The sequence below is a fragment of the Mycolicibacterium thermoresistibile genome (genome assembly GCF_900187065.1).
GTDB lineage: Bacteria > Actinomycetota > Actinomycetes > Mycobacteriales > Mycobacteriaceae > Mycobacterium > Mycobacterium thermoresistibile.
This window is the reverse complement of sequence record NZ_LT906483.1, coordinates 3,330,972-3,355,658: the sequence shown is the minus strand read 5'-3', so window position 1 is coordinate 3,355,658 and position 24,687 is coordinate 3,330,972. Positions and strand designations below refer to the sequence as shown.

The window sequence follows — 24,687 nt, the reverse complement described above, 5'->3', positions numbered from 1 at the left end:
GGTGTGTTGTTTGAGAACTCAATAGTGTGTTTGGTGGTTTTTGTTTGTTGTTTTTGTTTTTGCCGCACCCTGTTTTTCCCGTTTGGGGGTGTGGTTTGTTTTGCCAGTGATTTTCTGGACAGTTTTTGTTTGGAGAGTTTGATCCTGGCTCAGGACGAACGCTGGCGGCGTGCTTAACACATGCAAGTCGAACGGAAAGGCCCCTTCGGGGGTGCTCGAGTGGCGAACGGGTGAGTAACACGTGGGTGATCTGCCCTGCACTTTGGGATAAGCCTGGGAAACTGGGTCTAATACCGAATACACCCTGCTGGTCGCATGGCCTGGTGGGGGAAAGCGTTTGTAGCGGTGTGGGATGAGCCCGCGGCCTATCAGCTTGTTGGTGGGGTGATGGCCTACCAAGGCGACGACGGGTAGCCGGCCTGAGAGGGTGACCGGCCACACTGGGACTGAGATACGGCCCAGACTCCTACGGGAGGCAGCAGTGGGGAATATTGCACAATGGGCGCAAGCCTGATGCAGCGACGCCGCGTGAGGGATGACGGCCTTCGGGTTGTAAACCTCTTTCAGTGCCGACGAAGCGGAAGTGACGGTAGGCACAGAAGAAGGACCGGCCAACTACGTGCCAGCAGCCGCGGTAATACGTAGGGTCCGAGCGTTGTCCGGAATTACTGGGCGTAAAGAGCTCGTAGGTGGTTTGTCGCGTTGTCCGTGAAAACTCACAGCTTAACTGTGGGCGTGCGGGCGATACGGGCAGACTAGAGTACTGCAGGGGAGACTGGAATTCCTGGTGTAGCGGTGGAATGCGCAGATATCAGGAGGAACACCGGTGGCGAAGGCGGGTCTCTGGGCAGTAACTGACGCTGAGGAGCGAAAGCGTGGGGAGCGAACAGGATTAGATACCCTGGTAGTCCACGCCGTAAACGGTGGGTACTAGGTGTGGGTTCTTTCCTGAGGATCCGTGCCGTAGCTAACGCATTAAGTACCCCGCCTGGGGAGTACGGCCGCAAGGCTAAAACTCAAAGGAATTGACGGGGGCCCGCACAAGCGGCGGAGCATGTGGATTAATTCGATGCAACGCGAAGAACCTTACCTGGGTTTGACATGCACAGGACGCCGGCAGAGATGTCGGTTCCCTTGTGGCCTGTGTGCAGGTGGTGCATGGCTGTCGTCAGCTCGTGTCGTGAGATGTTGGGTTAAGTCCCGCAACGAGCGCAACCCTTGTCTCATGTTGCCAGCGGGTAATGCCGGGGACTCGTGAGAGACTGCCGGGGTCAACTCGGAGGAAGGTGGGGATGACGTCAAGTCATCATGCCCCTTATGTCCAGGGCTTCACACATGCTACAATGGCCGGTACAAAGGGCTGCGAAGCCGTGAGGTGGAGCGAATCCCTGCAAAGCCGGTCTCAGTTCGGATCGGGGTCTGCAACTCGACCCCGTGAAGTCGGAGTCGCTAGTAATCGCAGATCAGCAACGCTGCGGTGAATACGTTCCCGGGCCTTGTACACACCGCCCGTCACGTCATGAAAGTCGGTAACACCCGAAGCCGGTGGCCTAACCCCGTCTGGGGAGGGAGCCGTCGAAGGTGGGATCGGCGATTGGGACGAAGTCGTAACAAGGTAGCCGTACCGGAAGGTGCGGCTGGATCACCTCCTTTCTAAGGAGCACCACGAGAAACATCCCCGGTTGGTGGGGGTGTGTGCCGTGTGGAGTCGGTTGCTGTAGTGGCGCCGGCTGGGTGCGCAACAAACGTGTTCATCCCTGTGAAACGGGTGTTTTTTGGGGGTGGCGGGATCGCCGGACACACTATTGGGCTTTGAGGCAACACGCCTGTGTTGTCGCCCCGTCTTTGGTGGTGGGGTGTGGTGTTTGATTTGTGGATAGTGGTTGCGAGCATCTAGCACGCGCGAGCCTGGTGCCCCTGGTTTGTGGGGGTTTCGGGTTTGTGTGTGGGATGTGCAATTTCTTTGTTTTGTGCTCATGGTGTTGTAAGTGTGTTAGGGCGCATGGTGGATGCCTTGGCACTGGGAGCCGATGAAGGACGTGGGAGGCTGCGATATGCCTCGGGGAGCTGTCAACCGAGCGTGGATCCGAGGATTTCCGAATGGGGAAACCCGGCGCGAGTGATGTCGCGTCACCCAGCGCTGAATGTATAGGCGTTGGGGGGGAACGCGGGGAAGTGAAACATCTCAGTACCCGCAGGAAGAGAAAACAACCGTGATTCCGTTAGTAGTGGCGAGCGAACGCGGATGAGGCTAAACCGCATGCATGTGATACCGGGTAGGGGTTGTGTGTGCGGGGTTGTGGGAGCGGTTCGTCCGGGTCTACCTGCCCGGAGGGTAGTGATCAAGTGTTGTGGTTAGCGGAAGTGGCCTGGGATGGTCTGCCGTAGACGGTGAGAGCCCGGTACGCGAAAACCCGGCACCTACCTTGGATCGTTTCCCGAGTAGCAGCGGGCCCGTGGAATCCGCTGTGAATCTGCCGGGACCACCCGGTAAGCCTGAATACTTCCCAGTGACCGATAGCGGATGAGTACCGTGAGGGAATGGTGAAAAGTACCCCGGGAGGGGAGTGAAAGAGTACCTGAAACCGTGCGCTGACAATCCGTCAGAGCCTCTGCCCTTGTCGGGTGTGGGGTGATGGCGTGCCTTTTGAAGAATGAGCCTGCGAGTCACTGACATGTCGCGAGGTTAACCCGTGGTGGGGGAGCCGTAGCGAAAGCGAGTCTGAATAGGGCGTATCCAATCCGTAGGGGTTGGTGTAGTGGCGTGTTGTGGACCCGAAGCGGGGTGATCTACCCATGGCCAGGGTGAAGCGCGGGTAAGACCGCGTGGAGGCCCGAACCCACTTAGGTTGAAGACTGAGGGGATGAGCTGTGGGTAGGGGTGAAAGGCCAATCAAACTCCGTGATAGCTGGTTCTCCCCGAAATGCATTTAGGTGCAGCGTCGCATTGTTCTTGCTGGAGGTAGAGCTACTGGATGGCCGATGGGCCCTCACAGGTTACTGACGTCAGCCAAACTCCGAATGCCGGCAAGGTGTAGTGCGGCAGTGAGACGGCGGGGGATAAGCTCCGTGCGTCGAGAGGGAAACAGCCCAGATCGCCGGCTAAGGCCCCGAAGTGTGTGCTAAGTGGAAAAGGATGTGCAGTCGCGAAGACAACCAGGAGGTTGGCTTAGAAGCAGCCACCCTTGAAAGAGTGCGTAATAGCTCACTGGTCAAGTGATTGTGCGCCGATAATGTAGCGGGGCTCAAGCACACCGCCGAAGCCGCGGCAGCCGTGCCCGTTGTGGGTGTGGTTGGGTAGGGGAGCGTCCTGCATCCGGTGAAGCCACAGGGTGACCTCGTGGTGGAGGGTGTGGGAGTGAGAATGCAGGCATGAGTAGCGATAAGGCAAGTGAGAACCTTGCCCGCCGGAAGACCAAGGGTTCCTGGGCCAGGCCAGTCCGCCCAGGGTGAGTCGGGACCTAAGGCGAGGCCGACAGGCGTAGTCGATGGACAACGGGTTGATATTCCCGTACCCGTGTGTGGGCGCCCCTGACGAATCACCGGTACTAACCGCCCAAAACCTCGCTGACCGGATCCTTCGGGTGATGGCGGTGGGGGGCTGCGCGGGACCTTCGGTGGTAGTAGTCAAGCGATGGGGTGACGCAGGAAGGTAGCCGTACCAGTCAGTGGTGATACTGGGGCAAGCCTGTAGGGAGTCAGATAGGCAAATCCGTCTGGCGTGAATCCTGAGAGGTGATGCATAGCCGAGTGAGGCGAATTCGGTGATCCTATGCTGCCGAGAAAAGCCTCTAGCGAGCACACACACGGCCCGTACCCCAAACCGACACAGGTGGTCAGGTAGAGAATACCGAGGCGTACGAGTGAACTATGGTTAAGGAACTCGGCAAAATGCCCCCGTAACTTCGGGAGAAGGGGGACCTCCGACGGTGAACACCTTTGCGGTGGGAGCGGTTGGGGGTGGCACAAACCAGTGAGAAGCGACTGTTTACTAAAAACACAGGTCCGTGCGAAGTCGCAAGACGATGTATACGGACTGACGCCTGCCCGGTGCTGGAAGGTTAAGAGGACCCGTTAACCCCTTTCGGGGGGTGAAGCGGAGAATTTAAGCCCCAGTAAACGGCGGTGGTAACTATAACCATCCTAAGGTAGCGAAATTCCTTGTCGGGTAAGTTCCGACCTGCACGAATGGCGTAACGACTTCTCAGCTGTCTCAACCATAGACTCGGCGAAATTGCACTACGAGTAAAGATGCTCGTTACGCGCGGCAGGACGAAAAGACCCCGGGACCTTTACTACAACTTGGTATTGGTGCTCGGTGCGGCTTGTGTAGGATAGGTGGGAGACTGTGAAGCTCGGACGCCAGTTCGGGTGGAGTCGTCGTTGAAATACCACTCTGGCCGTATTGGGCCTCTAACCTCGAACCCTGAATCGGGTTCAGGGACAGTGCCTGGCGGGTAGTTTAACTGGGGCGGTTGCCTCCTAAAAGGTAACGGAGGCGCCCAAAGGTTCCCTCAGCCTGGATGGCAATCAGGTGTTGAGTGTAAGTGCACAAGGGAGCTTGACTGCGAGACGAACATGTCAAGCAGGGACGAAAGTCGGGACTAGTGATCCGGCACCTCTGAGTGGAAGGGGTGTCGCTCAACGGATAAAAGGTACCCCGGGGATAACAGGCTGATCTTCCCCAAGAGTCCATATCGACGGGATGGTTTGGCACCTCGATGTCGGCTCGTCGCATCCTGGGGCTGGAGTAGGTCCCAAGGGTTGGGCTGTTCGCCCATTAAAGCGGCACGCGAGCTGGGTTTAGAACGTCGTGAGACAGTTCGGTCTCTATCCGCCGCGCGCGTCAGAAGCTTGAGGAAGCCTGTCCCTAGTACGAGAGGACCGGGACGGACGAACCTCTGGTGCACCAGTTGTCCCGCCAGGGGCACCGCTGGATAGCCACGTTCGGACAGGATAACCGCTGAAAGCATCTAAGCGGGAAACCTTTTCCAAGACCAGGCTTCTCACCCTCTAGGAGGGATAAGGCCCCCCGCAGAACACGGGATTGATAGGCCAGACCTGCACACCCAGTAATGGGCGTAGGGAACTGGCACTAACCGGCCGAAAACTTACAACACACCACAACTCGCAACCACACCCACAAACACATCGAACCATCACACCCCACCACCAAAAACAAACCAAGGGGCACCGACGACTTATGAATAGAGCGACGGCTGAATAGAGTTACGGCGGTCCATAGCGGCAGGGAAACGCCCGGTCCCATTCCGAACCCGGAAGCTAAGCCTGCCAGCGCCGATGATACTGCCCCGAACGGGCGGAAAAGTAGGACACCGCCGAACACACATTAGCGCTGTGCCCCCCAACGAAAGTTGGGGGGCACAGCCATTTCTGGGTCATTTCATTTTGTGTCATTCCCCGACGGCCGGCCGGGCAGGCTCGTCTCAACTCCGATGCGAGTGTCAGAAAAGGGCCGGCGCCATCTTCGATCTCTCGAGATCCAGCAGTGCCTGCTTACGTTCCAGACCGCCCCCGTACCCGGTCAGCGTGCCGTTGCTCCCGATGACCCGATGGCAGGGGACGATGATCGCAATCGGGTTGCGACCGTTGGCCAACCCCACCGCCCGGAATGCGGTGGGTGATCCGATCTGTCGGGCTATTTCACCGTACGATCGGGTCTCACCGTAGGGAATTGTCATCAGCGCTTTCCAGACACGGCGCTGAAAGTCCGTCCCCCGCAGATTCAGCTTCAAATCGAATTCGGTGCGAGCACCATCGAAGTACTCGCCGAGCTGCCGGACCGCATCGGGAAACGCCGACTCGTCGGACACCCATCCGTTCCGGCTCGGTTCATACGTCTGATCGACCATGTGCAGAAACGCCAACCGGTCGTCGCGGCCGGCCAGGGTGAGCGGGCCGATCGGGCTGTCGATCATCCGATACCGCATCGGGGTCATGATGCCTCCTTCATCGGCCCTGCTGGGGGCCATTCGTTGACGGCGTGGTCGAGAGCGGTCCAGAGATGCTGGGTGACGTAGGACCGCCAGGGCCGCCAGCGGATGCTGTGATCGGTCAACGCACGTACCGAACCGCGCATTCCGAGCTGTTGTGCGGCTCTACGAAGCCCGAGATCGTCGACCGGAAACGCATCCGGGTCTCCCAATCCGCGCATCGCGATCATCTCGGCCGTCCACGGACCGACACCGGGCAGGGCGAGCAACCGGTGCCGGGTCCGCTCCCAATCGGCCCCCGGCCCCAGTTCGACATCCCCGGCGGCGATCGCCTGGACCAACCGGCTGAAACTGTGCGCCCGTGCGGTGGGCAGCGCGAGATGCTCCGGTAGGACATCAGCGAGCCCGGTGACGCTCGGGAACAGGTGAGTCAGATCGCCGCCCGGATCCTCGATCGGCTCGCCGTAGGCGGTGACGAGCCGCCGAACATGGGTACGCGCGGCCTTCACCGACACCTGCTGCCCCAGCAGCACCCGGATGGCCAGTTCGGCCCCGTCAACTGTCCGCGGAATGCGTTGGCCCGGCGCCTTGGCGACCAGTGCGCTCAGGTGCGGATCCGTCCTGAGATGCTGGATCACCGCTTCGGGATCGGCGTCGAGATCGAGCAGGCGCCGGCACCGGGCGATCGCCGAGGCGAGGTCACGGAAGTCGGTCAGCGTGAGCTGACACCGGACATGGTCGGGTTGCGGCGTGAGCGCCACGATCCCCCAGCCCCACGGCAGCCGCAGGGTACGGCGGTAGGCGCCGTGGCGGACCTCCTCGATGCCGGGCACCGTGCCGGCGCCGAGATGGCCGAACACTCCGTCATGGGCGAACGGCGTTCGCGTCGGAAGCCGCAGGCTCAACGTGCCCGGCAAGCCCGGAGCGCCGTGCCGCCGCGACCGGGCCCTGGCGCGCAGACCTGTCGGGGTCATGTCGAACACGGCGCGGACGGTGTCGTTGAACTGCCGGATGCTGGAGAACCCGGCAGCGAACGCCACCTCACCGAACGCCAGGTCGGTGGTTTCGATGAGGATCCGTGCCGTCTGAGTGCGCTGCGACCGTGCCAATGCCAACGGCCCGGCGCCGACCTCGGCCTGCAGAATGCGTTCGAGTTGCCGGGTGGTGTAGCCCAGGCGGGCCGCCAGGCCGGTCACCCCGTCACGGTCCACGGTGCCGTCCGCGATCAACCGCATCGCCCGTGCCACCACGTCACCGCGCACGTTCCACTCCGGAGAACCGGGTGACGCATCGGGTCGGCAGCGTTTACAGGGCCGGAATCCGGCGGCCTGCGCGGCGGCGGCGGTCGGATGGAACCGCACGTTGCGGGGCAGCGGAGTGCGGGCCGGGCAACTCGGCCGACAGTAGATCCCCGTGGTCAGCACGGCGGTGACGAACCAGCCGTCGAACCGGGCGTCCCTTGACTGCACAGCCCGGTAGCAGCGGTCGAAGTCGTCGTGCACGCCTCAACACTGACACGCGCCAGCCACCATGACTAGCGGAAATCCGACATCGCCAGCGGTCGCGGTGGCCGCACCGCGACGTAGACTCGCTCTCGTGGCGGAATTGGTGCAGCGCTACCTCGACGAGATCCTCGCCGAGCATGCCGACGTCACCGACGGCGCGCTGGCCGACTACATCCCCGAACTCACCCGCGTCGATCCGTCGAAATTCGGTCTGGCGCTCGAGTTGACCGATGGCTTTGCCTACGAATCCGGTGATGCCAGAACGCAATTCACCATCCAGTCGATCTCCAAGCCGTTCACCTACGCGCTGGCCCTCGACCGGATCGGCCACGACGCGGTCGACCGCAAGATCGGGGTCGAGCCGTCCGGTGAACCGTTCAACGAGATCAGCGTCGACGACCGCACCAAGACCCCGAAGAACCCGATGATCAACGCCGGCGCCATCGCCGCGGTGTCGCTCATCCCGGCCGCCGACCCGCAGGAGCGATTCGCGCAGATCCTCGATTTCTACTCGGCCTGCGCGGGCCGGCCGCTCGACGTCGACGAGGACGTGTACCGCTCGGAGAAGGCCAGCAACAGCCGTAACCGGGCGATCGCCTACATGCTGCAGAGTTTCGGTGTGCTCGACGACGATCCCGATGACGTCCTCGATGTCTATGTGAGACAGTGCGCGATCCGCGTCACCAGCCGCGATCTGGCCGAGATGGCGTCGACGCTGGCCCGCGGCGGGGTGCACCCGGCCACCGGCCGACGGGTCACGTCCGCCGCGGCCGTGCAGCGCACCCTCAGCGTGATGATGACCTGCGGGATGTACGACACCACCGGGGATTGGGTGACGTCGGTCGGGATGCCGGCCAAAAGCGGTGTGGGCGGCGGGATTCTGGCCGTGCTGCCGGGTCAGCTGGGGATCGGCGTGTATTCACCGCTGCTCGACGAGAACGGCAACAGCGTCCGCGGCGGGCGGGTGTGCCGAACCCTGTCGGCGCGGCTCGGTCTGCACTTCCTGTCGGTGACCCGGGAGTCCCGCTCGATCATCCGGGCCACCCGGGATGTCGCCCCTCGCGTGCGGGTGTACGAACTGCACGGCGACCTGTTGTTCGCCGGCGCCGAGCAGACCCTGCGCACCGTCGAAAACGACCGGGCCGACGTGGATGTCGCGATTCTGGAGGTGTCGAAGGTGGACGACATCAACGACACCGCCCGCGCGATGCTTGCCGGGATGCGGGAATCGCTCACCGCGGTCGGCAAGGAGGGCTACGTCGTCGACCCGGACCGCCGGGTGATACCCACCGACGGCCGCAGCGCCGGTGCGGTGGTGTTCGGCACCGTCGAAGACGCGATCGCCGCCGCGCGCGACCACGTCGAGATTCAGGCCGGCAGCGCCAACCGGGTCGGCTGATTGTGGCCGCGTAGCGTCACCGTCTCACCGAGCACCCAGTGCGCGCGTTCCTGTTCGCCGGCGTTCGCCACCGCGTCCGCCGAGGCCACCAGCAGGCCGGGTTTGGTCTTGGCCAGCTCACACAACCGTGCGCCTTCGTTGACCGGTTCCCCGATCACGGTGTACTCGAACCGTTCTCGCGCTCCGACATTGCCGGCCACCACCTGACCCGAGGCCACGCCGATGCCCGCCCTGACCTCCGGCACCTCGGTGCGCAGCCGCGCGGCGATCGCCCGGGCTGCGGCCAGTGCCGCGTCCTCGGGGTTGTCGAGCCGGTTGGGGGCGCCGAAGATCGCCAGCGTCGCATCGCCCTCGAATTTGTTGACCAGCCCGCGATGCCGGTCCACCTCTTCGACGATGACGGCGAAGAACCGGTTGAGCAGTGACACCACCTCGGCGGCGGGCCGGGTGGTGACCAGCTGTGTGGACCCGACGATGTCGACGAAGATCACCGCGACATGCCGTTCCTCACCGCCGAGTTCGAGCTGCTGCTCTTCCGCGGCACGGGCCACCTCCCGTCCGACGTGGCGGCCGAACAGATCGCGGACCCGCTCGCGTTCTCGCAGCCCGTCCACCATCGCGTTGAAGCCCCGTTGCAGCTCGCCGAGTTCGGTGCCGTCGAAGACGACCACGTTGCAGTCCAGATTGCCGTTCTCGACCTGCTTGAGCGCCTCGCGCACCACCCGCACCGGCGTCGCCGTCAGCCAGGAGACCAGCCACATCAGCACGAACCCGAACACCAGCGCCACCGCGGCCAGCACCATGGTGGCGATGGTGAACTGCACGAGAGACAGGTGCCGTTGGGTGAGGCTGACCGCCGCGGCGATCATGATGCCCAGCAGCGGCACTCCGGAACCGAGCAGCCACACCGTCATGGTGCGGCCCATGATGCCGTGTGCCAGCCGGCGCGGCGGCGGCCCGGCCTCCAGAGCCTGGGCGGCCACCGGCCGCAGGGCGAACTCGGTGAACAGGTAGCAGATGGTGGCGACCACGATCCCGGCGAAACTCACCGTGAACAGGTACCGGGGGATGAACGCCGGATCGACGAGCCCGTAGAGGGTCGTCAACACCGCCGTGCCGGCGCCCCACAGCACCAGATGTGCGCGGGCCACCCGCCAGGGCGCCAGGAAGGTGTTGCGCTGGTCGGTACGGCTCGGCGGGCGCTCCTCGATGGCCCACCGCAGATTCCGCACGATCCCTCGGGTGATCCAGGTGGTTCCCACCACCAGCGCGACACCGACCAGGGCCGGTGACACCCCGAAGGTCAGCCACGCCGGCGCATCGGAGAAGATGCTGGGCACCGGGAACACGAACGACACCAACGTCACCGCGACGGCGATGCCGACCACGTTCGCGCCCACGATGAACGTGGTGAGGATGGTCTGGATACGCAGCCGACGCCGGCGCTGGCTCTCGGACACCCGACCCAGCAGCCAGGAACCGTATTCGTTGGCGCCGGACAGCCGACCGCTCTGGCGGGTCAGCGTCTCCAGGAGGTGGCCGAGGCGGCGGGCGAGGCGGTTGTTCGGGGTCATCGTGGCGTCAGCCTAATTTGCCGCGGCTCAAACACCTATGGTTGTTCGCGTGCGCCTCGTCATCGCCCAGTGCACGGTCGACTATGTCGGCCGGTTGACCGCCCACCTGCCGTCCGCGCGGCGGCTGCTGTTGTTCAAGGCCGACGGTTCGGTCAGCGTGCATGCCGACGACCGTGCCTACAAGCCGCTGAACTGGATGAGTCCTCCGTGCTGGCTCACCGAACACAACGACGGTGAGGTCCCGGTGTGGGTGGTGGAGAACAAGGCCGGTGAGCAGCTGCGCATCACCGTGGAGAACATCGACCACGATTCCACCCACGATCTCGGCGTCGATCCCGGCCTGGTCAAGGACGGGGTCGAGGCGCATCTGCAGGAGCTGCTCGCCGAGCACGTCGAACTGCTCGGACCGGGCTACACGTTGGTGCGCCGCGAGTACATGACCGCCATCGGCCCGGTGGATCTGCTGTGCCGCGACGGGAACGGGGGGACCGTCGCGGTGGAGATCAAACGGCGCGGCGAGATCGACGGCGTCGAGCAGCTGACCCGGTATCTCGACCTGCTCAACCGGGACAGTCTGCTCGCGCCGGTCAGCGGGATCTTCGCCGCCCAGCAGATCAAACCGCAGGCCCGCACCCTGGCTGAGGATCGCGGAATCCGCTGTGTCACACTCGATTACGACAAGATGCGGGGAATGGACAGCGACGAATACCGGCTGTTCTGACGGCCGTAGACTGATCGGTATGGCCAGGCGTCGGAATACACCCCGCCGCCGGCGCACGCCACCGCCGCTGCCGCAGCCCGCCCGGATCGAAACCGGGCCGGACGGATACGACTACCACGTGCGTCCGGTACCCGCGGCGCGCGCCACCAAGATCTACCGCTGTCCCGGCTGTGACCATGAAATCCGTTCCGGCACACCACATCTTGTGGTGTGGCCGGCAGAGATGGGGGAGTGGGCGGTCGAGGAGCGCCGACACTGGCACACGGCGTGCTGGGAGCACCGCGACACCCGCAAGCCCACCCGGAAATGGTGGTGAGAAGCGGGTCGGTTCAGAGTGTTCGGGGCCCGCTCAGTGATCGGACCCGTTGGGGGCCGGCTCCACCAACTCGATCAGGACGCCACCGGCATCCTTCGGGTGGATGAAGTTGATGCGGGAGTTGGCGGTGCCGCGACGAGGCTCGTCGTAGAGCAACCGGATGCCCTGTTCCCGCAGGCCCTCGCTGATCGCCTCGATATCGCGAACGCGGTACGCCAACTGCTGCAGGCCGGGGCCGCGCTTGTCGAGGAACTTGGCGATGGTCGAATCCGGGCCCAGCGGGGCCATCAACTGGATCTGGGTGCTGCCGACCGGGGCGCCGCGCACGGAGAGCATCGCCTCCCGCACGCCCTGCTCCTCGTTGACCTCTTCGTGCAGCACGATCATGCCCAGATTGTCGTGATACCACTTGATCGCCGCGTCCAGATCCGCGACCGCGATGCCGACATGATCGACGGCGGTCACCAACGCTGTGGGCAGCAGCGGCCGGGCATCAACCTGATCAGTGGTCATAACGCCAAGGTAACCTAACAGGAACTGTTTCGTTTAATCGGTAGGCCGTATAACCGCTGCAGAACCGATCAAAACCCGATGGGGAGGTTCACATGACGACGTCTGTGATCGTTGCTGGCGCCCGCACGCCCGTGGGCAAGTTGATGGGTTCTCTCAAGGACTTCGCGGCCACCGATCTCGGCGCGATCGCCATCAAGGGCGCCCTGGAGAAGGCCAAGGTGCCGGCCTCCGCCGTCGAGTACGTGATCATGGGCCAGGTGCTCACCGCGGGCGCCGGTCAGATGCCCGCCCGGCAGTCGGCGGTGGCGGCCGGCATCCCGTGGGACGTGCCGGCGCTGAGCATCAACAAGATGTGTCTGTCCGGTATCGACTCGATCGCCCTGGCCGACCAGCTGATCCGCGCCGGGGAGTTCGACGTGGTGGTCGCCGGCGGCCAGGAGTCGATGAGCAGGGCGCCGCACCTGCTGATGGACAGCCGGTCCGGATACAAGTACGGCGACGTCACCGTGCTCGACCACATGGCCTATGACGGTCTGCACGACGTGTTCACCGATCAGCCGATGGGCGCGCTGACCGAACAGCGCAACGACATCGACAAGTTCACCCGCGAGCAGCAGGACGAGTTCGCGGTCCGGTCGCACCAGAAGGCCGCCGCGGCGTGGAAGGACGGCGTCTTCGCCGACGAGGTCGTTCCGGTCCAGATCCCGCAGCGCAAGGGCGACCCGATCGAGTTCCTCGAGGACGAGGGCATCCGGGCCAACACCACCCTCGAATCGCTGGCCGGGCTCAAGCCGGCGTTCCGCAAAGACGGCACCATCACCGCCGGTTCGGCGTCGCAGATCTCCGACGGGGCGGCCGCGGTCGTGGTGATGAGCAAGAAGAAGGCCCAGGAAATGGGCTTGACCTGGCTCTGTGAGATCGGCGCGCACGGTGTGGTGGCCGGCCCCGACTCGTCGCTGCAGTCCCAGCCGGCGAACGCGATCAAGAAGGCGATCGCCCGGGAGGGCATCACCGTCGACCAGCTCGACATCGTGGAGATCAACGAGGCGTTCGCCGCGGTGGCGCTCGCCTCCACCCAGGAACTCGGCGTCAACCCCGACATCGTCAACATCAACGGCGGCGCCATCGCCATCGGCCACCCGATCGGGGCGTCCGGTGCGCGTATCACGCTGCACGCGGCGCTGGAGCTGTCCCGGCGTGGTTCGGGCTACGCGGTCGCGGCTCTGTGCGGCGCCGGTGGCCAGGGCGATGCGCTGGTGCTGCGGGCGGGATAGCGGGTCGTCCGACCGTCCGCCACAGTCGGCGTGGGCAGCGCCGAGCGCTATCAACGACGCCGTGTAGTAGGTCGCTCCGGCGTGGGGCACAATGACGGCCATGACACGCGCATCCGATCTGCCGAAGGCTGTCCGGCGGCGGTCCGTCGCCGGCTGGTTCCGTCTGGTGGCCATGTTGGAGGCCACGAGTTGGGTGGGGCTGCTCATCGGGATGTACTTCAAGTACCTGACCAGCCCCGGTACCGAGATCGGCGTGCAGATCTTCGGCCCGATCCACGGGGCGTTGTTCGTGGCGTTTCTGGTGGCGGCCGGGGCCGCCGCCTACACCTACCGGTGGACCGCGGGGACGGCCGTGTTGGCGTTGCTGGCGAGTGTGCTGCCGCTCGCGACTGTGATTTTTCTCATATGGGCCGATCAGACCGCCAAACTGGACCGTAAACCGGTCGCCGCGCAGGGTGTCGCAGCCGGGACCGCATCCGCGGCCGCGGACGTTTCGGAGGTCTCCCGCCCGATGACCGGATCGGCGTGACAAACTTGAAGGCGTGACTCGTCCCGGACCTTCCATCGGCCCCGCACTGGCCGGTGCCGTCGACCTCTCAGCGCTCAAGCAACGGTCCGCCGCCAACCAGGAGGGCACCGGTTCGGCTCCACCGGGCGGGGTCGAGGTCACCGAAACGAATCTGGAAGCCGAAGTTCTCGTCCGGTCGACCCAGGTGCCGGTCGTGGTGTTGTTGTGGACGCCGCGCAGCGACGCCAGCGTCCAGCTCGGCAACACGCTGGGCACCCTGGCCTCCGAAGACGGCGGGAAGTGGGCGTTCGCCACGGTCAACGTCGACACCACACCGCGGGTGGCCCAGATGTTCGGCGTGCAGGCGGTGCCCACGGTGGTGGCCCTCGCAGGTGGCCAGCCGATCTCGAGTTTCCAGGGTGTGCAGCCGGCCGATCAGCTGCGCCGGTGGATCGACTCGCTGCTCAACGCGACCGCGGGCAAGCTCAGCGGACCACCCGGTGAGGAACAGGCCGAACAGGTCGATCCGGAGGTGGCGCAGGCCCGCGCCCAATTGGACGCCGGTGACTTCGACGGCGCCCTGAAGAGCTACAAGGCGATTCTGGAGACCCGGCCGAACCATCCGGAAGCCAAGGGCGCGGTACGCCAGATCGAATTCCTGCAGCGTGCCACCAAGCACAGCCCGGATGCGATCGCGACCGCCGATGCCGCCCCGGACGACATCGACGCCGCCTTCGCCGCAGCCGACGTGGAGATCCTGCAGCAGCAGGTCACCGCCGCGTTCGACCGATTGATCGATCTGGTCAAACGCACCTCCGGCGATGACCGCGCCAAGGTCCGCAGCCGGCTGGTCGAGCTGTTCGAGCTGTTCGATCCGAGCGATCCCCAGGTGCTCACCGCCCGTCGCAATCTGGCCAGCGCGCTCTACTGACTCGGGCGGCCACGCCTCGGGCCCGCCGTGCGGTGGCCGCGGTGAGTGTGCGGTGGCGGTGGTGGGTGTGCGTGTGGTGAGGTGGGTGTAACGCTGCTGTGCGTTTTCGGCCGTTTCGCCGCGGCGCGCGCACGGTGAAAGCGCTGGTGGCACAGCCGATGCGGCGAGTGCACGGTCGATGCAGTGGGTGCACGGGCGGCCACGCCTCGGGCCCGCCGTGCGGTGGCCGCGGTGAGTGTGCGGTGGCGGTGGTGGGTGTGCGTGTGGTGAGGTGGGTGTAACGCTGCTGTGCGTTTTCGGCCGTTTCGCCGCGGCACGCGCACGGTGAAAGCGCTGGTGGCACAGCCGATGCGGCGAGTGCACCCGCAGTGCGCCGACTACACACCCAAAGCTGCGACTCCACACTCGACGAGCGCGGCGAACATGCACACTCGAGCGGGCAGCCCCAGCCGCACGGCCCCCAGCCGCAGGCCCGCAGCCGACCGTCGCCGATCAGCGATCAGCCGGCGGGCTCGAACCAGAGCGCGGACAGCGGCGGTAGCACCATCACCGCCGACGCGGGCCGGCCGTGCCAGGGCTCGTCAGTGGCCTCCACCGCGCCGTAGTTTCCGATGCCGGCGCCGCGGTAGACGGTCGCGTCGGTGTTGAGGATCTCCCGCCACGTCCCGGCATGGGGCAGCCCGAGCCGGTAATGGGTGTGCTCGGTGCCGGAGAAGTTGAACACACACGCCAGCATCGAGCCGTCGTCACCGAAGCGCAGGAAGCTCAGCACGTTGTTCGCCGAGTCGTTGGCGTCGATCCACGAATAGCCCTCATGGCTCGAATCGCGGGACCACAGCGCCCGCCGGCTCTGGTAGATCCGGTTGATGTCGCGAACGAGCTGGGCGATACCGGAGGAGAAACCGTCCTCGTCGAGCTGGAACCAGTCCACCCCGCGTTCCTCGGACCACTCGGCGCGCTGGCCGAACTCCTGGCCCATGAACAGCAACTGTTTACCGGGATGTGCCCACTGATAGGCCAGCAGGCTGCGCAGGCCCGCGGCCTTGGCGTGGTCGTCGCCGGGCATCCGCGTCCACAACGTGCCCTTGCCGTGGACCACCTCGTCGTGGCTGATCGGCAGCACATAGTTCTCGCTGAAGGCATACAGCATCGAGAACGTCATCTCGTGGTGGTGGTAGCTGCGGTAGATCGGATCACGCCGCATGTACTCGAGGGTGTCGTTCATCCACCCCATGTTCCACTTCATGGAGAACCCGAGCCCGCCGAGATTGGTGGGGCGGGTGACCCCGGGCCAGGACGTCGACTCCTCGGCGATCGTGACGATGCCCGGAGCGACCTTGTGCACGGTGGCGTTCATCTCCTGCAGGAACTGCACCGCCTCGAGATTCTCCCGGCCGCCGTGCACATTGGGCGTCCAGCCGCCCTCTGGTCGCGAGTAATCCAGGTACAGCATCGACGCCACCGCGTCCACCCGCAGGCCGTCGATGTGGAACTCCTGCAGCCAGTACAGCGCGTTGGCGACCAGGAAGTTGCGTACCTCGGGGCGCCCGAAATCGAAGACATAAGTGCCCCAATCGAGTTGCTCACCGCGACGGGGGTCGGCGTGTTCGTAGAGCGCGGTGCCGTCGAACCGTCCCAGTGCCCAGGCGTCCTTGGGGAAGTGCGCCGGCACCCAGTCGATGATCACGCCGATGCCGGCCTGATGCAGCGAGTCCACCAGGAACCGGAAGTCGTCGGGGGTGCCCAGCCGGGACGTCGGCGCGTAGTACGACGTGACCTGATATCCCCACGATCCGCCGAACGGATGCTCGGCGACCGGCAGCAGTTCGACGTGGGTGAAACCCTGCTCCACCACGTACTCGGTGAGCTCGGTGGCCAACTCGCGATAGGACAGCCCCGGCCGCCACGACATCAGATGCACCTCGTAGGTGCTCATCGGTTCGAACACCGGATTGCGAAGCGCCCGCCGTGCCATCCAGTCATCGTCGGACCAGGTGTACTCGCTGCGGGTGACCCGCGACGCGGTGTTCGGCGGCACCTCGGTGGCGAAGGCCATCGGATCGGCGCGGTCGGTCACCGAACCGTCGGCGCCGTGGATCCGGAACTTGTACAGCCCGCCGACCGGGAAGTCCGGCCAGAACACCTCCCACACCCCGGAGGAGCCGAGCACCCGCATCGGCGCGTCGGTGCCGCTCCACCCGTTGAAGTCACCGATCAGGCTGACGCCCTTGGCGTTCGGCGCCCACACGGCGAACGACACCCCGGACACCTCGCCGTCGGCGGTGCGGAACGTCCGCGGATGCGCGCCGAGGATCTCCCACAGCCGCTCGTGGCGGCCCTCGTTGAACAGATGCAGATCCAACTCGCCCAGGGTGGGCAGGAACCGGTAGGCATCGGCGACGACGTGGGTGCCCGAATGCGGGTAGGTGATCTCCAGCCGGTAGTCCATCAGGCCGGTGAACGGCAGGGCGACGGCGAACAGGCCGGATTCCAGATGCTCCAGCGGGTATCGGTCCGACCCCACCAGGGCCACCACCGACTGGGCATGCGGCCGGTAGGCCCGCAGCACGGTGTGGTCACCGTATTCGTGCGCGCCCAGGATCGAGTGCGGATTGTGGTGTTCGCCGGCCAGCAATCGGCCCAGCTCGGCCGGATCCGGCCGCAGATGGGGGCTGGTCACCCGATTCGTACGCGTCATGGCCTTCTCACTCCCTGCGCAGCAGTTGCAGTCGTTTGTCCGCCGGGATCAGGGGCATGTTCAGCACGTGCGCCACCGCCTTGGCCGGATCGAGGCGGACGTAGTTGGCTTGTCCCCATTGGTATTCCTCACCGGTGATCTCGTCGCGCACCCAGAACCGGTCGTACGGCTCCATCCCCAGCTCCGGCATGTCCAGCCACAGCGTGGCCTCCTCGGCGCCGAACGGGTTGAGCGTCACCACCACCAGAACGGTGTCACCGGTGCCCGGGTCGAACTTGCTGTAGGCGAGCAGCGCGTCGTTGTCGACGTGGTGGAACCGGATCGTCCGCAACTCCCGCAGTGCCGGGTGCAGCCGTCGAATCTCGTTGAGCCGGGTCAGAAACGGCTCCAGCGACTCTCCCCGGGCCAACGCCGACTCGAAGTCCCGTGGCCGCAGCTCGTACTTCTCGGAGTTCAGGTACTCCTCGCTGCCCGGGCGGACCGGCTGATTCTCGAACAGTTCGTATCCGGAGTACACCCCCCACGCCGGACCCATCGTCGCGGCGAGCACGGCGCGGATCGCGAACATCCCCGGCCCGCCGTGCTGCAGGCTCTCATGCAGGATGTCGGGGGTGTTGACGAACAGATTCGGCCGGGCGATGTCGGCCTTGGCGGCGATCTCCTGACCGAACTCGGTGAGCTCCCACTTCGAGGTGCGCCACGTGAAATAGGTGTAGGACTGGGTGAAGCCGAGCTTGGCCAGGCCGTACAGCCGCGCCGGGCGGGTGAACGCCTCGGACAGGAACAACACGTCCGGGTTCTCGTTCTTGATCTGTCCGATCAGCCAGGCCCAGAAGTTCGGCGGCTTGGTGTGCGGATTGTCGACGCGGAAGATGTTGACGCCGTGCGAGATCCAGAAGCGTACCACCCGCAGCACTTCCTGATAGATCCCGGCCGGGTCGTTGTCGAAGTTCAGCGGGTAGATGTCCTGATACTTCTTGGGCGGGTTCTCCGCATAGGCGATGCTGCCGTCGGGCAGCACGGTGAACCATTCCGGATGCTCCCGGGCCCACGGATGGTCCGGTGCGCACTGCAACGCCAGGTCGAGCGCGACCTCCAGCCCGAGATCCCGTGCAGAGGCTACGAACTCGTCGAAATCCTCGATGGTGCCCAACTGCGGGTGCACGGCGTCGTGGCCGCCCTCGTCGCTGCCGATCGCCCACGGCGAGCCGACGTCACCGGGTGCCGCGGTGACCGAGTTGTTGCGGCCCTTGCGGTGCACCTTCCCGATCGGGTGGATCGGCGGCAGGTACACCACGTCGAACCCCATCCGGGCGATACGGGGCAGCGCCTCGGCGGCGGTGGCGAACGTGCCGTGCACCGGTCTGCCTTCGGCGTCCCACCCGCCGGTGGAGCGTGGGAACATCTCGTACCAGGAACTGAACCGCGCCTCCGGACGGTCCACCCAGACGCCGTACTGTTCACCGCGGGTGACGAACTCGCGCAGCGGATACTCGGCCAGCAGATCGCTGACCTCCGCGGACAGTGCCGCCCCCGCCCGGGTGAACGGGTCACCGGGCGCGCGGAGCGCGGCCGCCGCCTCCAACAACGCCTCCCGTAGCTCGCGGGGCACCCCGGTGGCGGCGCGCTCCAGCAACCGGGCGCCGACCAGCAGATCGTTGTTCAGCTCGGATTCACCCTGACCGGCGTCGAGTTTGGCGGTGACGTTGTGCCGCCAGCTCGCGATCGGATCGCCCCAACCGTCCACCCGGTAGGTCCACAGGCCGACCCGGTCCGGGGTGAAGTGTCCGTGAAAGACGTCGGGCGTGTGCCCCGGCGACATCGGCAACCGTTGCGGTTTGACCGGTGCTGCCGGGGTCATCACGTCCCCGATCGGTACCGCGGTGCGGTCGGCGCCGGGCACCCCGGGCGGCGGATCGGCGAGGTCGGGGTACGTGGTGCCGTGATAGCGGACCACCAGGGTGGCGGCCACCGCGTCGTGGCCCTCCCGCCATACCGTGGCGGCCACCGGGACCACCTCGCCGACGACGGCCTTGGCCGGATAACGGCCGTTGGAGACGACCGGCTGGACGTCGTCGATCACGATCCGACCGGCCACCCACCCGCTCCCTTCGCATCACACGCGCCCACGCCCGTGCACATTCGCGTTCGCTCCTTCGAGTTCTGCCGGACTTATACCCAACCGTAGTGTCGAACCCACTCCGATGACGGTGACGTGATGAGAAGCGATCTGCTTGCGATCTGCACGGGGGCGCGGAGTCAGTAAGGTTTAGTCCCGTGAAAGCCCTCCGTCGGTTCACCGTCCGAGCCCATCTGCCGAAGCGGCTCGCCGCACTCGAACGGCTGTCGGTGAATCTGCGGTGGTCCTGGGACAAACCGACGCAGGACCTGTTCGCCGCCGTCGACGAGGAGCTGTGGCGGCGCGTCGGCTGCGATCCGGTGGCGCTGCTGGGCGAGATCAGCCCGCAACGGCTCGACGAACTCGCCGAGGACGAGGAGTTCGTCCGCCGGCTCGACGAGGTGGCCGCCGACCTCGACGACTACCTCAGCCGGCCGCTGTGGTACCAGCAACAACTCGCCGAGGGTGCGGAGCTGCCGACCGGCATCGCCTACTTCTCGATGGAGTTCGGCGTCGCCGAGGTGTTGCCGAACTATTCCGGCGGCCTCGGCATCCTGGCCGGTGACCACCTCAAATCGGCGTCCGACGACGGGCTGCCGCTGATCGGGGTCGGGCTGTACTACCGGTCCGGCTACTTCCGGCAGTCGCTGTCCCCGGACGGCTGGCAGCGGGAGAGCTATCCGTCGATCGACCCGCAGGGGCTGCCGCTGCGACTGCTCACCGACAAGTCCGGCGCCCCGGTGCTGATCGAGGTCACCCTGCCGCACGCGATCCTGCGGGCGCGGGTGTGGGTCGCGCAGGTCGGCCGGGTCCCGCTGCTGCTGCTCGACTCCGACATCCCCGAGAACGACCACGACCTGCGCAGCGTGACCGACCGGCTCTACGGCGGTGATCAGGAACACCGCATCAAACAGGAGATCCTGGCCGGGATCGGCGGCGTGCGCGCGGTGCGGGCGTTCACCGCCCTCGAGGGGTTGCCGCAGCCCGAGGTGTTCCACATGAACGAGGGCCACGCCGGTTTCCTGGGCATCGAACGCATCCGCGAGTTCATGACCGAGGCCCACCTGGACTTCGACACCGCGCTGACGATGGTCCGGGCCAGCACCGTGTTCACCACCCACACCCCGGTGCCGGCGGGAATCGACCGTTTCCCGTTGGAGATGGTGCGGCGGTACTTCGGCGCCGACGGGGGGCCGTTGGCCGAGTCGTCGCTGCTGCCCGGCGTCCCCATGGAGCGGATCCTCGCGCTGGGCGCCGAGGCCGACCCGGCCACCTTCAACATGGCGCACATGGGGCTGCGGCTGGCCCAGCGCGCCAACGGGGTGTCGCTGCTGCACGGGCAGGTCAGCCGCAGGATGTTCAACGACCTGTGGCCGGGTTTCGACCCGCAGGAAGTGCCCATCGGGTCGATCACCAACGGTGTGCACGCCCCCACCTGGGCCGCACCGGAGTGGATTCAGCTGGGCCGCAAGCTGCTCGGCAGCGATCCGCCGAATGAACCGGGGGTGTGGCAGCGGCTGCAGCACGTCGACCCCGGCCACATCTGGTGGATCCGTTCGGAGCTGCGCAAACGGCTGATCTCCGATGTGCGGGTCCGGCTACGCCGGGCATGGCTGGAGCGTGGTGCGACCGAAGCCGAGTTGGGCTGGATCGCAACCGCATTCGATCCCGAGGTGTTGACGGTGGGCTTCGCCCGCCGGGTCCCGACCTACAAGCGGCTCACCCTGATGCTGCGGGATCCCGACCGGCTCGAGGAACTGCTGCTCGACGAGGAACGTCCGGTCCAGCTGATCGTGGCGGGCAAATCGCATCCGGCCGACGAGGCCGGGAAGGCGTTGATCCAGCAGATCGTCCGATTCGCCGACCGCCCCGAGGTCCGGCACCGGATCGCGTTCCTGCCCGACTACGACATGTCGATGGCCCGCCAGCTGTACTGGGGTTGCGATGTGTGGCTGAACAATCCGCTGCGTCCGCTGGAGGCGTGCGGCACCTCCGGGATGAAGAGCGCGCTCAACGGCGGGCTGAACCTGTCCATCCGCGACGGCTGGTGGGATGAGTGGTACGACGGCGAGAACGGCTGGGAGATCCCGACCGCCGACGGGGTGGTCGACGAAGAGCGTCGCGATGACCTCGAAGCCGCGGCGCTCTACGACATCCTGCAGAATTCGGTTGTCCCCAAGTTCTACGAGCGCGACGAACACGGCATTCCCACCCGCTGGGTGGAGATGGTGCGGCACACGCTGCAGGTCCTGGGACCGAAGGTGCTCGCGTCGCGGATGGTGCGCGAGTACACCGAGAAGTACTACGCGCCCGCCGCACGGTCGGGGCGGCGCACCGCCGAGCAGGTCGACGGGCTGCCGTTCGGCGCCGCCCGCGAGCTGGCCGCCTATCGCCAGCGGGTGCAGGAGGCCTGGCCCAAGGTCGCCATCGTCGAGGTGGACAGCCTGGGTCTGCCCGACACCCCGCTGCTGGGCTCGGAACTCACCCTGACGGCGACCGTGCAGTTGGCCGGGCTGCGTCCCGACGAGGTGACGGTGCAGGCCGCGCTGGGCCGGGTCGACGCCTCCGACCAGCTGATCGACCCGGTGATCGTGTCGATGACGCACACCGGCACCAACCACGACGGCACCCAGATCTTCTCGACGACGGCGCCGCTGCCGGTGGCCGGCGCGGTCGGCTACACGGTGCGGGTGCTGCCGCACCACCCGTTGTTGGCCGGTCCGAACGAACTGGGTCTGATCGCCTGGGCGTGACGGTCCGGTCCGCGGACGCGCCCGAAGGCAGCCCCTCTGGTCGGGTCCGCCCCACGTCCGGTAACTATGTAGACCAGGTAAGTTTCGGGCAGGTCTGCAGAAAGGCTGGGCTGTGCAGCGTAGAGCGGTCGCCGTGATGGCCGGGTGTCTTGCCGCGTGCGTGTTCGCCGCACCGGTGTCCGCCGAGCCCGACACCCCGCCGGCGCCGGCGGCCGAAGCCGAACCGGCGCCGCCCGAGGACGGCCCCGCGCACGAAGAAGGGGCCCCAGAAGAAGGGGCTCCAGAAGGGGCTCCCGACGCGGAACCGGCGGACCCGGCCGCGGTGGACTCCACGCCGCCGGCGACGGTCACCACCCCGGACGGCTGGGTGCTGACGGTCTGGGCCAAGGACGAGACCCAGATCCCGATCCAGCCGCTGACCACCGCATTGTCGTCGCGTGAATACGAGGTGGGGGCGACGTTCGTCGGGTCGATCACCGGGCCGGAGGGCTCCGACGAGACCCCGGAAGGGGTGCTCGAGGTCGGCTACGAGATCGGCTGCGGCATCGACATGAGCACCTCGCAGGGTGTGTCGCTGAGCGGCAGCGCCGGACTCAACCCGTCGCTCGGGCTGATCGCCACCGACATCGTCGCCCCGGACGGCTTGCCGATCTTCGGCGCCAACGCCGGCATCGGCCCGTCGCTGGGCGGTGCGGTCACCGTCGGCCTCAAACCGGGATTCGTCAACATCGTCCCGGTGAGCAAGAAGCCGTTCAAGGGCGCCGATCCGTGGGTGATGGTCAAGGGCTTCCGGGTCAAGATCGACGGCTGCGTCGGGGAGTCCTTCATCCGGTCCTACGCCTATCTGACCCGGGCCACCGACCAGTCGGAGGCGGTGCTGGCCTGGTATGGCGTCACCAAGAAGATCTAGCTAGCCGAACCGCTGATAGCAGCGGCTCGCATCACCGAGAACCCCCAGCCGGTAGGCGTCGATCCGGGAGAACCCAGAGGGCACCGTTTCGCCGTGCACATCGCTGGCCACGAGCCCGTTGGTGAGCATGCCCGACACCGCCTCGTCGAGGTCGCCGGCGGTCAGCGAGATGCTGGTGCCGTCGGAGGTGACCACCCCGGCGGACAACTTCGTGGTGGCGACCCCGGTCAGACAGGCGGTGCGCAGCGCGGCCTTCGCGTCGTTGAGCGCGACGCCCCCGTGCTCACGCTGAAGCGCCAGCACGAACCGCGACGCGAGCACCGAGTACGCGGTGTTGTCCCCGGACGCCAGGCCGTCGGTGGTGTCGGACTGGGCGCCCAGGGCCGCCAACCCGTCGAGATCGACGGCGATGACGTTGGTGGCCGGACAGTACGACGCCGGCGGGCTCGGCCGGGCATCCGGACAGCTCTCGGCCTCCGCCGCGGCCAGGGTCAACCGGGGCGGCGCCGCCGGTCGGAACACGATCGTCAGCGCGTCGAGCAGGGTACGCACCGACCGCTCGGTGACCGGCAGTTCACCGGTCTGGTTCTCCGGCAGCAACACCGGCAGTTCCCCCCGGCGCTGCTTGATCTCGGGCATGTCGATCGCCGCGCAGGCCGACGGGCCGTTGGTGAAGCCGAACTGGAAGGCCGATAGCCGTTCGAACGCCGAACCGTGCTCGTTGAGGCCGGCCCGCCAGTCACCTTCGGTGAGCACCGGGTCGCGCACCGCGACCACCGCGGCCAGCACATCGTTGAGCCCGTCGGCGGTGCTGAGCGTGAACCGCCGCGAATTGCCCTCGGCCACCCAGCGCAGATATGTGCCGGCGAAGCAGTCCGCCTGCTGTTCGGCCACCAGGATCGGGGATCTCCGGCTGGTGAGGCCGGCCTGACGGGACACCCAGTGGCCGTATTCGTGGGCCAACACCATCACCACGGCCATATCGCCGTTGGCCCGGCGCAGCCTGGGCAGCATCTGGCCGCGGTCCCAGCCGATGGTGCGTTCGGGAAAGCAGAAGGCGGCGTTCTCCAGACCATGGGTGTCCATCGAGCAGAACACCTCGAACAGTTCCGCGGCGTCCCACGACACCAGGCCCCGGACCGGGGTGAACCGCTCCCCGAAGGTGTCGAGGTAGGCGGTGTCCCAATAGTCTTCGACGTCACTGACCGCGCTGGCGGCGAGCTGATCGATCGGACCGCCGTCGGTGGCGCGGACGGTGCGGGTCGGCGCGTCGGCGTCCGGGCGCAGACCGCTGGGACCGTCGACCGCGGGCATGCCCGCCACCCGGAACGGATCGGCGAACACCGATACCGCCGAACCGCGCACCACACGGGCGCACCCGGACACCAGCAGAACGACCACCAGAACCGCCAGTAGCGCCGGGGTGGTCGAGAAAGCGGCGAGCCGGCGCCGTCGCGTCATGCCCGCATCCTCCGGATCAGCCGGTCAGGTGGCCACCGGCCGACCTGCGAG

General features: G+C 66.0%; 15 protein-coding genes and 3 rRNA genes. 11 read left to right on the top strand and 7 right to left on the bottom strand.

Annotated elements, in window-relative coordinates; genetic code table 11:
- Window positions 1-126: 126 nt before the first annotated feature.
- From CKW28_RS15715 to rrf, 3 genes are all read left to right on the top strand, one after another.
- A 16S ribosomal RNA gene (locus CKW28_RS15715) occupies window positions 127-1,653 on the top strand.
- A gap of 329 nt (window positions 1,654-1,982) precedes the next feature.
- Window positions 1,983-5,119: ribosomal RNA gene (locus CKW28_RS15710) — 23S ribosomal RNA — on the top strand.
- Window positions 5,120-5,230: 111 nt separating this feature from the next.
- Window positions 5,231-5,345 (top strand): 5S ribosomal RNA (gene rrf / locus CKW28_RS15705).
- Together the 16S, 23S and 5S rRNA genes form the textbook arrangement of a ribosomal RNA operon.
- A gap of 120 nt (window positions 5,346-5,465) precedes the next feature.
- Here rrf and CKW28_RS15700 read toward each other — a convergent pair.
- Together CKW28_RS15700 and CKW28_RS15695 are read right to left on the bottom strand one after the other, a co-directional pair.
- Window positions 5,466-5,960, bottom strand: a complete 495-nt coding sequence (locus CKW28_RS15700) for a methylated-DNA--[protein]-cysteine S-methyltransferase (protein ID WP_003926061.1) — start codon at window positions 5,958-5,960, stop codon at window positions 5,466-5,468.
- Complete coding sequence (locus CKW28_RS15695; RefSeq protein WP_003926062.1) at window positions 5,957-7,456, bottom strand: DNA-3-methyladenine glycosylase 2 family protein; 1,500 nt, start codon at window positions 7,454-7,456, stop codon at window positions 5,957-5,959. The genes CKW28_RS15700 and CKW28_RS15695 overlap by 4 nt, the downstream gene beginning before the upstream one ends.
- A gap of 94 nt (window positions 7,457-7,550) precedes the next feature.
- Here CKW28_RS15695 and glsA point away from each other — a divergent pair, with 94 nt between their 5' ends.
- Window positions 7,551-8,858 carry a glutaminase A gene (glsA, locus tag CKW28_RS15690; RefSeq protein WP_003926063.1) on the top strand — a complete coding sequence of 436 codons (1,308 nt, stop codon included), beginning with the start codon at window positions 7,551-7,553 and terminating at the stop codon, window positions 8,856-8,858.
- Here glsA and CKW28_RS15685 read toward each other — a convergent pair.
- A complete protein-coding gene (locus CKW28_RS15685) occupies window positions 8,828-10,432 on the bottom strand; it encodes an adenylate/guanylate cyclase domain-containing protein (protein WP_003926064.1) in 1,605 nt (534 codons plus the stop codon). The two genes, glsA and CKW28_RS15685, sit on opposite strands and share 31 nt — an antisense overlap.
- 49 nt (window positions 10,433-10,481) lie before the next feature.
- Here CKW28_RS15685 and nucS point away from each other — a divergent pair, with 49 nt between their 5' ends.
- On the top strand, window positions 10,482-11,153 hold the full coding sequence (nucS, locus tag CKW28_RS15680) for an endonuclease NucS (RefSeq protein WP_003926065.1): 672 nt from the start codon (window positions 10,482-10,484) through the stop codon (window positions 11,151-11,153).
- Window positions 11,154-11,172: 19 nt separating this feature from the next.
- A complete protein-coding gene (locus tag CKW28_RS15675; RefSeq protein WP_081475518.1) occupies window positions 11,173-11,469 on the top strand; it encodes an Rv1322 family protein in 297 nt (98 codons plus the stop codon).
- A gap of 33 nt (window positions 11,470-11,502) precedes the next feature.
- Here the strand turns inward: CKW28_RS15675 and mce are convergent, their stop codons facing one another.
- A complete protein-coding gene (mce, locus tag CKW28_RS15670) occupies window positions 11,503-11,982 on the bottom strand; it encodes a methylmalonyl-CoA epimerase (protein ID WP_003926066.1) in 480 nt (159 codons plus the stop codon).
- 92 nt (window positions 11,983-12,074) lie between these two features.
- Between mce and CKW28_RS15665 the strand changes: the two genes are divergently transcribed.
- The 3 genes from CKW28_RS15665 to CKW28_RS15655 all read left to right on the top strand — a co-directional run bounded on the left by CKW28_RS15665 (window position 12,075) and on the right by CKW28_RS15655 (window position 14,695).
- Window positions 12,075-13,256 carry an acetyl-CoA C-acetyltransferase gene (locus CKW28_RS15665; RefSeq protein WP_003926067.1) on the top strand — a complete coding sequence of 394 codons (1,182 nt, stop codon included), beginning with the start codon at window positions 12,075-12,077 and terminating at the stop codon, window positions 13,254-13,256.
- Between the two features lie 91 nt (window positions 13,257-13,347).
- On the top strand, window positions 13,348-13,785 hold the full coding sequence (locus CKW28_RS15660; protein WP_050811981.1) for a DUF3817 domain-containing protein: 438 nt from the start codon (window positions 13,348-13,350) through the stop codon (window positions 13,783-13,785).
- A 13-nt stretch (window positions 13,786-13,798) separates the two neighbouring features.
- Entirely contained in the window at window positions 13,799-14,695 is an 897-nt protein-coding gene (locus CKW28_RS15655) for a tetratricopeptide repeat protein (protein ID WP_003926069.1), read from the top strand.
- Between the two features lie 499 nt (window positions 14,696-15,194).
- On the opposite strand, the gene glgB is transcribed toward CKW28_RS15655, so the two are convergent.
- Entirely contained in the window at window positions 15,195-17,393 is a 2,199-nt protein-coding gene (gene glgB, locus CKW28_RS15650; RefSeq protein WP_003926070.1) for a 1,4-alpha-glucan branching protein GlgB, read from the bottom strand.
- 7 nt (window positions 17,394-17,400) lie between these two features.
- The gene (locus CKW28_RS15645) at window positions 17,401-19,491 is read right to left on the bottom strand and encodes an alpha-1,4-glucan--maltose-1-phosphate maltosyltransferase (protein WP_003926071.1); all 2,091 of its coding nucleotides are present in this window, start codon (window positions 19,489-19,491) and stop codon (window positions 17,401-17,403) included.
- Window positions 19,492-19,670: 179 nt separating this feature from the next.
- On the opposite strand from CKW28_RS15645, the gene glgP reads away from it, so the two are divergent.
- Both glgP and CKW28_RS15635 read left to right on the top strand, forming a co-directional pair.
- Window positions 19,671-22,265 (top strand): alpha-glucan family phosphorylase, encoded by a 2,595-nt coding sequence (glgP, locus tag CKW28_RS15640; RefSeq protein WP_003926072.1) that lies wholly within the window; start codon window positions 19,671-19,673, stop codon window positions 22,263-22,265.
- 136 nt (window positions 22,266-22,401) lie between these two features.
- Window positions 22,402-23,175 (top strand): MspA family porin, encoded by a 774-nt coding sequence (locus CKW28_RS15635; RefSeq protein WP_050811982.1) that lies wholly within the window; start codon window positions 22,402-22,404, stop codon window positions 23,173-23,175.
- On the opposite strand, the gene CKW28_RS15630 is transcribed toward CKW28_RS15635, so the two are convergent.
- Window positions 23,176-24,636, bottom strand: a complete 1,461-nt coding sequence (locus CKW28_RS15630) for a neutral zinc metallopeptidase (RefSeq protein WP_003926074.1) — start codon at window positions 24,634-24,636, stop codon at window positions 23,176-23,178.
- Between the last annotated feature and the right edge of the window lie 51 nt (window positions 24,637-24,687).

Excerpts from the sequence above, each read along its gene's own strand:
- CKW28_RS15635 (WP_050811982.1), top strand. The coding sequence starts at position 22,402 with ATGGCCGGGTGTCTTGCCGCGTGCGTGTTCGCCGCACCGGTGTCCGCC.
- CKW28_RS15675 (WP_081475518.1), top strand. The coding sequence starts at position 11,173 with ATGGCCAGGCGTCGGAATACACCCCGCCGCCGGCGCACGCCACCGCCG.
- CKW28_RS15700 (WP_003926061.1), bottom strand. The coding sequence starts at position 5,960 with ATGACCCCGATGCGGTATCGGATGATCGACAGCCCGATCGGCCCGCTC.
- glgB (WP_003926070.1), bottom strand. The coding sequence starts at position 17,393 with ATGACGCGTACGAATCGGGTGACCAGCCCCCATCTGCGGCCGGATCCG.
- CKW28_RS15665 (WP_003926067.1), top strand. The coding sequence starts at position 12,075 with ATGACGACGTCTGTGATCGTTGCTGGCGCCCGCACGCCCGTGGGCAAG.
- CKW28_RS15630 (WP_003926074.1), bottom strand. The coding sequence starts at position 24,636 with ATGACGCGACGGCGCCGGCTCGCCGCTTTCTCGACCACCCCGGCGCTA.
- mce (WP_003926066.1), bottom strand. The coding sequence starts at position 11,982 with ATGACCACTGATCAGGTTGATGCCCGGCCGCTGCTGCCCACAGCGTTG.
- CKW28_RS15685 (WP_003926064.1), bottom strand. The coding sequence starts at position 10,432 with ATGACCCCGAACAACCGCCTCGCCCGCCGCCTCGGCCACCTCCTGGAG.
- CKW28_RS15660 (WP_050811981.1), top strand. The coding sequence starts at position 13,348 with ATGACGGCCATGACACGCGCATCCGATCTGCCGAAGGCTGTCCGGCGG.